This window comes from Kitasatospora sp. NPDC093679 (assembly GCF_040683455.1).
In the GTDB taxonomy this organism is placed as follows: Bacteria; Actinomycetota; Actinomycetes; order Streptomycetales; family Streptomycetaceae; genus Kitasatospora; species Kitasatospora arboriphila.
The window spans coordinates 1-3,947 of the sequence record NZ_JBFBDW010000113.1 but is presented as its reverse complement, the minus strand read 5'-3'; the positions used below and the strand labels follow the sequence as shown (position 1 = coordinate 3,947).

Sequence of the window (3,947 nt, the reverse complement as noted above, 5' to 3'; positions counted from 1 at the left end):
GCTCCACACCTACAATCACCACCGCGGACACACCGCACTCGCAGGCAAGCCACCCGCCAGCCGCGTCCCCAACCTCACGGGTCAGAACACCTAGTCGCGCAGGAAGGCGAGCAGGGCCGTCGCGACCTCGGTCGGGCTCTCCAGCTGCGGGTAGTGGCCGGTGGGTGGCGGGCCGGCGAGTTCGACCACCGCCGCGTGCGGGATCCGCTCGCGGACCCGGGCCAGCACGTGGGCGCCGCTGATCGGGTCGGCGGGGCCCCAGGCGAACAGCATCGGTCCGCCGTAGCCCTCCAGGGCGGCGCTCCAGCGGGCCGCGTGGCGGCGCCGCTCGTCGATGTACCGCAGCAGCCGCGGTGCGAGCAGCCGGCCGTCCGCGCGGGCGATGCCGAGCCACATCTCGTGCAGCGCCGTGTCGGACACCGGCCGGGCCAGCACCTGCCGCATCGAGGCGGCGAAGCGCCGCTCGGTCGTCGCCCGGGCCAGCAGCGGGCCGAGCGGGCCGTGCAGCAGCCGCTGGATCGGGACCGGCCGGTGCAGATCGGCCCAGAGCCCGCCGTTCAGCCAGGCCGTGCGGGTGATCCGCGGGGCGTCCCGGGCCAGCAGCTCCTGCGCGACGCTGACCCCGTAGTCGTGCGCCACCAGCGCCGTCGCGCCGACGCCGAGCTCCTGCCACACCGCCTGCACCAGGTCGGCCTGCTCCAGCAGCGAGTACGCGTGCCGGCGCGGCTTGTCGCTCCCGCCGAAGCCGAGCAGGTCGAGGGTGGTCACCCGGCAGCCGTCCGCGGCCAGCCGGGGCGCCACGGCCGCCCAGTCGTGCGAGGAGGTCGGGAAGCCGTGCAGCAGCGTCACCGGCCGTCCGTCGGGCGGACCGTCCTGGCGGACGAACAGGGTGTGCGCACCGCGCGGGCCGCGGACGGCCAGGCGGCGCCCGCCGGCGGTCCACTCCGCCAGCGGCGGCAGCTCGGTCTCGGTCGGCGGGGTCACGGTGCCTCCTGTCGGGGACTGCCGGTGGTCGGGCGCACGGTGGTCGGGCGCACGGTGGTCGGGGGCGCGGTCACGGCGCCGGGCGGCGCAGGGCGACGCCGTCCAGCAGTGCGGTGAGCCCGAAGTCGAACTCCTGGTCGCTGTCCGGCGCGTTGAGCAGCTCGGCGTGGCGGCGGACGACCGGGTGGGTGGACTCCGGCAGGGCCGCGAACAGTTCGGCCATCGCGGCCCGCTCGGCCGCCGTCCGTGCGGCGCCGCCCGCGTCCATCTGGGCGGAGCCGATCACGAAGTGCATGACCGTCAGGTAGACGTGCACCGCGGTGGCGGGCTCCCAGCCGGTCGAGATCAGCACACCGAGGGCGTGCTCGCGGGCGCGCAGCGCGTTCGGGCCGAGCAGCTGGCCGGCGACGAACAGCGGCGCCACCGCGGGATGGCCGAGCAGGACGCCGCGGAACCCGCGGGCGCCCGCCGCCAGGGCGGACCGCCAGTCGGCCGTTCCCTCCGGCAGCCGGACCTCGGCGAGCACGTGGTCCACCAGCTCCACCAGGAGCTCCTCCCGGCTGGCGACGTGCCGGTACAGCGAGGTGTGGCGGGTGCCCAGCCGGTCGGCGAGCCGGCGCATCGTGAGGGCGTCCAGCCCCTCGCCGTCCGCGATCTCCAGGGCGGCGGCGGTGATCGCCGCCAGGGTCAGCCCGCCCGCCCGGGGCCGGCGCCGGGCCCGCTCGCCGTACCGCTGCCGCCACCAGGCGGCCGAGCCCGGCGCGGCCGGCCCGGTCACTCGAAGAGGTCCGGGTCGGAGCGCACGACGTCCTGCCACAGCGGCTGGAAGGAGAACCAGCCGGCGAGCGGGAAGCCGGTCTGCTCGCGGGTGTACCGGGCCGCCTCCGCGCTCATCACCCGCGGCGTCCCGGCGGCCTCGGCGAGCAGCTGGGCCTGGGCGCTGCGCTCCATGCTGATGAACCACCAGGCGGCCTCCTCGACGGACTCGCCGACCGTGAAGACGCCGTGGTTCTGGTGGATCGCGGCCCGGTGCGGGCCGAGGCCGGCGGCGAGCAGCGCGCCCGCCTCCTCGTCCAGGACGACCTCGCCGCCGCCCTCGGACACCACCACGTGGTTCTCGAACAGGGCGCAGGCGTCCTGGGTGATCGGGTCCAGCGGGCGGCCCAGGCTCGACCAGGCCTTGCCGTGCACGGCGTGCGCGTGGCAGGCGGCGACCACGTCCGGCCGGGCCGCGTGGATCGCGGAGTGGATGACGAACCCGGCCCGGTTCACCGGGCGGCGGCCGTGCCGGACCCGTCCCTCGTGGTCGACCAGCAGCAGGTCGGACACCCGGACCTGACGGAACGACAGGCCGAACGGGTTGACCCAGAACATGTCCGGGAACTCCGGGTCGCGGACGGTGATGTGCCCGGCCGCCCCCTCGGAGAAGCCGAGCCGCCCGAAGACCCGGCAGGCGCCGGCCAGGCGCTGCTTGCGGTGCTCGCGCTCCTCCTCGACGGTCGCGAACTGCGGTGGCAGGTCGAACTCGAGGCCCTCCTGCACCGGCATGAACGCGCTGATCGTCTCCGCCACGGTGTCCCCATTTCCCGGTCGGTACCGCTTCGGCGCCCCATCATGCGTCCAGTGGACGCATTTCACAAGGGGTGCAGCACGGCGCTTCCCGGCCGGGATGGCGCGATCCGTCCTGGCGTGTCGCCCGGCGCGGGGTGGGATGATCGACCCGCCCGGCATCATCACGCAGAGGGAGCAGGCGATGGCGATCAGTCACCGAAGCATCGGAACCGGCCCGCACAAGGTCCTCGTGCTGCACGACTGGTTCGGCACCAGCGCGGGCTGGGGCGACTTCCCCGACCTGCTCGATCCGGACGCGTTCGGCTACGCCTTCCTCGACTACCGCGGCTACGGCGAACGGATCGACGTGGACGGCGAGTTCACCCTCGCCGAGATCGCCGCGGACGCGCTCGCGCTCGCCGACCAGCTCGGCTGGGACGCCTTCTCGCTGGTCGGGCACTCGATGGGGGCCAAGGCCGCGCAGCGGATCCTCGCCGAGGCGCCGACCCGGGTGCGCAGGCTCGCCGCGGTGGCCCCCGTCCCCGCGAGCGCCTACCCGCTGGAGGGCGACGCCCACGAACTCTTCCACGGCGCGGTGCAGTATCCGGCCAACCGCAGGGCCATCCTCGACCTCGTCACCGGCCACCGGGCCTGCGGCCGCTGGCTCGACCGGATGACCGCCCGCTCGGTCGCCGGCTCCCGGCCGGAGGCCTTCGCCGGCTACCTGGCGGACTGGACGACGCAGGACTTCGCCGCCAAGGTCGCGGGCAGCCCGCTGCCGGTCGGCGTGTTCGTCGGCGAGCACGACCCGGCGCTCTCCGCCGAACTGATGCGCCACACCTGGCTGGAGCACTACCCGAACGCCGGACTGATCGTCCTCGCCAACTCCGGGCACTACCCGATGCACGAGATCCCGGTGGCCTTCGCGACCGCCCTGGAGGCCTTCCTGCGGGCCTGACCCGGCGACCCGGCGGATTGTCAGTACCCCCGCCTACCATGGGATTCATCAGCGAGCGCCCCCAACCACCGCACCAGGAGGTCGTCGATGTCCGCTGCCCAGGCACTCGTCCCGTCCGTCCGCCGAACGCCGTCCACCCACCGCACGCCGTCCACCCGGCGGGCGCGTCCCGTCCACCGCTCCGGCCCGCCCGCCGTCCGGCCGCTGCCGGCCGGCATGCCCCGCGAGTGGTACGTCGACCACAACCGCCGGCTGAAGGCCATGCGCCTCGCGGTCGTCCTGCTCGACTCCGGGGTGTACCTGCCCCAGCAGGCCACCAACCGCCGGATCCGGTCGACGGCCGTCCGCCTCGGCATCCACCGCCCGTCCGCGATCACCTGCCGCGCGGTCCGGGCCCTGCTCGCCTGACCGGCCCCGCCGCCCCGGGGCGGGTGCCCTCGCACCCGCCCCGGGG

General features: G+C 75.3%; 5 protein-coding genes. 2 read left to right on the top strand and 3 right to left on the bottom strand.

Going from position 1 to position 3,947, the window contains the following annotated elements; all coding sequences use genetic code 11:
• Nucleotides 1–90: 90 nt before the first annotated feature.
• The 3 genes from AB0O09_RS38655 to AB0O09_RS38645 all read right to left on the bottom strand — a co-directional run bounded on the left by AB0O09_RS38655 (nt 91) and on the right by AB0O09_RS38645 (nt 2,532).
• A complete protein-coding gene (locus AB0O09_RS38655) occupies nt 91–984 on the bottom strand; it encodes an alpha/beta hydrolase (RefSeq protein ID WP_363550487.1) in 894 nt (297 codons plus the stop codon).
• A 70-nt stretch (nt 985–1,054) separates the two neighbouring features.
• Complete coding sequence (locus AB0O09_RS38650; RefSeq protein WP_363550485.1) at nt 1,055–1,762, bottom strand: TetR/AcrR family transcriptional regulator C-terminal domain-containing protein; 708 nt, start codon at nt 1,760–1,762, stop codon at nt 1,055–1,057.
• Entirely contained in the window at nt 1,759–2,532 is a 774-nt protein-coding gene (locus AB0O09_RS38645; protein WP_363550489.1) for a class II aldolase/adducin family protein, read from the bottom strand. Before AB0O09_RS38645 ends, AB0O09_RS38650 begins: the two co-directional genes overlap by 4 nt.
• A 205-nt stretch (nt 2,533–2,737) precedes the next feature.
• Between AB0O09_RS38645 and AB0O09_RS38640 the strand changes: the two genes are divergently transcribed.
• Entirely contained in the window at nt 2,738–3,493 is a 756-nt protein-coding gene (locus tag AB0O09_RS38640; RefSeq protein ID WP_363550482.1) for an alpha/beta hydrolase, read from the top strand.
• A gap of 87 nt (nt 3,494–3,580) precedes the next feature.
• The gene (locus AB0O09_RS38635) at nt 3,581–3,901 is read left to right on the top strand and encodes a hypothetical protein (protein ID WP_363550479.1); all 321 of its coding nucleotides are present in this window, start codon (nt 3,581–3,583) and stop codon (nt 3,899–3,901) included.
• Nucleotides 3,902–3,947: the final 46 nt, after the last annotated feature.

Bases quoted from the DNA above. Each gene is read 5' to 3' on its own strand.
- AB0O09_RS38645 (WP_363550489.1), bottom strand. From the start codon at position 2,532: ATGCCGGTGCAGGAGGGCCTCGAGTTCGACCTGCCACCGCAGTTCGCG.
- AB0O09_RS38640 (WP_363550482.1), top strand. From the start codon at position 2,738: ATGGCGATCAGTCACCGAAGCATCGGAACCGGCCCGCACAAGGTCCTC.
- AB0O09_RS38635 (WP_363550479.1), top strand. From the start codon at position 3,581: ATGTCCGCTGCCCAGGCACTCGTCCCGTCCGTCCGCCGAACGCCGTCC.